Consider the following 3,327-nt stretch of genomic DNA (forward strand, 5'->3'; position numbering starts at 1 on the left):
GACGCAGGGCGTCCGGGGCAATAAAGGCTGTCGAAGATCGAGTGTAAAAGGGCGACTTGGATGTCCCGTTTTACATCACGAGATCAAAGACACGCTTGGGGCTTCAACGTACCACAGACTGGCGCATATGCTGACGAAGGCGCTGATGAACTGCGCGCCTACAAGCTGGCAGTCAAACACCTGAACGGTGAAGGTGACGGCGGCATGATGAACACCATGAAACCTTTGTCCCTGAAGGGCAATGGCGTTCTGGGCAAGAAAGTTGCCTATGTAACAGGTGATACACAAACCAAGTCTGACGCTGCACGTGCATCAGCCAAGCGCATGATTGAAAAAGACGGCGCCCTGATGGTCACTGGTGGTTCATCTTCCGGTGTTGCGATTGCTGTACAAGGCCTGTGTCAGGAAGCTGGCGTAATCTTCATGGCCGGCCTGACTCACTCAAACGATACAACCGGCAAGGACAAGCGTAAGCATGGCTTCCGTCACTTCTTCAACACAGAAATGTCCGGCGCTGCTCTTGCCCCCATCCTGGAAAAAGAGTTCGGCAAAGACCGTACTGCTTACCATCTGACTGCTGACTACACCTGGGGTTGGTCACAGGAAGGTTCCATCAAGAAGTACACTGAAGCACTTGGCTGGCAGACTAAAGCGGCTGTTCGTACCCCGCTGGGTGCCGGTGATTTCTCTCAGTACATTACACCTGTACTGAACTCTGGCGCTGACGTTTTGGTTCTGAACCACTACGGTAAAGACATGGTTAACTCACTGACCCAGGCCGTACAGTTTGGTCTGCGTGACAAGCAGGTTAACGGTAAAGATTTCCAGATCGTTGTACCTCTGTTCTTACGCTTGATGGCACAGGGTGCCGGTGAAAACATCAAAGGCATCTACGGTTCTACCAACTGGAACTGGTCACTGACTGACGAAGGTTCGAAAGCATTCGTTAAGTCCTTCGGTGCCGAGTATGGCTTCCCACCATCACAGGCTGCTCACACTTGCTACGTGCAGACTCTGCTCTATGCAAATGCTTGTGAAATGGCTGGTACTTTCAACCCTTGTGGTGTCATCGAAGCGCTTGAAGGCTTCAAGTTCGACGGTATGGGCAACGGCCCAACCGAGTACCGTGCTGAAGACCACCAGTGCTTCAAGGACGTGCTGGTTGTACGCGGCAACCAGAACCCGACATCTCAGTTCGACCTGCTGGAAGTTGTTAACGTCACACCACGCTCTGCAGTTGAATATGCTCCTGATATGCTGGGTGGCCAGCTGGGTAGCTGTAACGCCTAATCAGGCAAGCCACACTACCGGCTACCTTCGGGTAGCCGGTTTTTCTTTTTGAACCTGCTAACACAAAGTCACTGTTATGGAAGAGATTCTTTTACAAATTCTTAACGGCCTGGACAAAGGCGGCGCCTACGCGCTAATTGCCCTTGGCCTGACACTAACATTCGGCACACTTGGCGTAGTGAACTTTGCTCATGGCGCCTTATTTATGCTGGGTGCTTTCTGTGCCGTTTCAGTACAACAACTACTCACGATTTCAATGCGTGTCAAAGATGAAAGCATCACATTCTTTGACGCCTATAAAGAAACACCCTATCTCGAAGTCTGGTGGGGTGATACAGGGGCAATGATCATTGATTATTCTGTTCCGATATCGATTCTGGTCGCAATTCCTGTCATGCTTTTGATTGGTGTCGCAATCGAACGCGGTCTGATTAAGCATTTCTATAAAAGAACGCACGCTGAACAGATCCTGGTCACCTTTGGTTTAGCTATTGTGTTACAGGAAATTGTTAAATCCCTTTTTGGTGCAAACCCGATTCCAACTCCTGCTCCGGACATCGTCTCGGGAAGTGCTGCGATTGGTAGCATGTTAGGTCTTAGCGACGCTATCGTTTATCCCTGGTGGCGCATGATCTATCTGATGTTTTCAGCGGTTATCATTTTTGGTGTTTTTGCCTTCCTCAAATTTACAACCTTTGGCATGGTCGTACGTGCGGGCATGGCGGATCGTGAAACGGTTGGTCTTTTAGGCATCAATGTGCAGAAACGTTTTACCATTGTATTTGGCCTGGCAACCGTCGTTGCCGGTCTTGCCGGTGTCATGTACACCCCCATTTTTCCCCCCGATTACCATATTGGCATGGATTTTCTTGTGCTCTCATTTGTCGTGGTTGTGGTAGGTGGCATGGGGTCACTGGGAGGCGCCGTACTGGCCGGCTTCCTGTTAGGCATCCTCCAGTCTTTCGCTTCGATGAATGAAGTAAAATCAATGCTACCCGGCATAGACCAGATTATTATCTACCTGGTTGCAGTTGTTGTCCTTCTGGTACGTCCCAGAGGCCTGCTGGGTCGTGAAGGCGTGATGGAGGATTAAGCCATGCATAAATTATTAAAAAGCAACCTCGCCATCATGGTCATTTTCGCGACCATCGTTTTGACCGCACCTACCTGGCTGACGCCGATTGGAGCCGGTTATCCCGATCTTTTACAGAAATTCGCCATTTTTGGACTCTTTGCCATCGGTTTTAACATCCTCTTTGGCTTGACCGGTTACCTGTCATTCGGACACGCTGCTTTCCTGGGAGTTGGTTCATATACGGCAGTATGGAGTTTCAAACTTCTGACGATGAATGTGCTACCTGCAATTCTCTTTAGCACCCTGATGGCAGGCGTATTCGCACTGGTAATTGGATTTATCAGCCTGCGTCGTTCAGGTATCTATTTTTCAATCCTGCCCCTGGCCTTTGCGCAAATGTCTTACAGCTTGGCCTATTCAGTGCTGACACCGATCACCAATGGTGAAACCGGCTTACAGCTGACCTTGGCAGACCCGCGTGTTGTTGATGGTATGTTCGGCATACCAGTAACTGACAGTTTGCCTTCGACCAACCTGTTTGGCCTGTCCATGAGCGGCTACAGTGGCTTCTATTTCTGTGCTGTACTGTTGATTGTGGGTTTTTATATTTCACTGAAAATTTTCCGCTCACCCTACGGTATGAAGTTACGTGCCATCAAGTCTAACCAGACACGTATGAAATATACCGGTTTCAATACACGCCCATATCTGCTGTCTGCATTTGTCATTTCCGGCATGTTTGCAGGGCTGGCTGGTGCGCTGATGGCAGCAACTGACCCATTGGCCGGTGCTGAGCGTATGCAGTGGACCGCTTCTGGCGAGGTCGTCTTGATGACTATCCTCGGGGGCATGGGCACACTAATCGGTCCTTTATTGGGTGTTGGCATTATCAAGTACTTTGAAAACATTTTTTCTGCTTTGAATGAGTCTGCATTGCATGAAGTTTTCAGCTTCCTGCCTGG

Annotated in this window: 3 protein-coding genes; all 3 read left to right on the top strand. The window is 49.7% G+C overall.

Annotated elements, in window-relative coordinates:
- The first annotated feature begins 60 nt into the window (after nt 1-60).
- Nucleotides 61-1,290 (top strand): substrate-binding protein, encoded by a 1,230-nt coding sequence (locus BOW51_RS08840; protein WP_078477406.1) that lies wholly within the window; start codon nt 61-63, stop codon nt 1,288-1,290.
- Nucleotides 1,291-1,366: 76 nt separating this feature from the next.
- Nucleotides 1,367-2,383 (top strand): branched-chain amino acid ABC transporter permease, encoded by a 1,017-nt coding sequence (locus BOW51_RS08845; RefSeq protein WP_078477407.1) that lies wholly within the window; start codon nt 1,367-1,369, stop codon nt 2,381-2,383.
- A 3-nt stretch (nt 2,384-2,386) separates the two neighbouring features.
- The coding region (locus tag BOW51_RS08850) for a branched-chain amino acid ABC transporter permease (RefSeq protein ID WP_078477408.1) at nt 2,387-3,327 on the top strand (941 nt) is incomplete at its 3' end.

This window comes from Solemya elarraichensis gill symbiont (assembly GCF_002021095.1).
Classification (GTDB): domain Bacteria; phylum Pseudomonadota; class Gammaproteobacteria; order Chromatiales; family Chromatiaceae.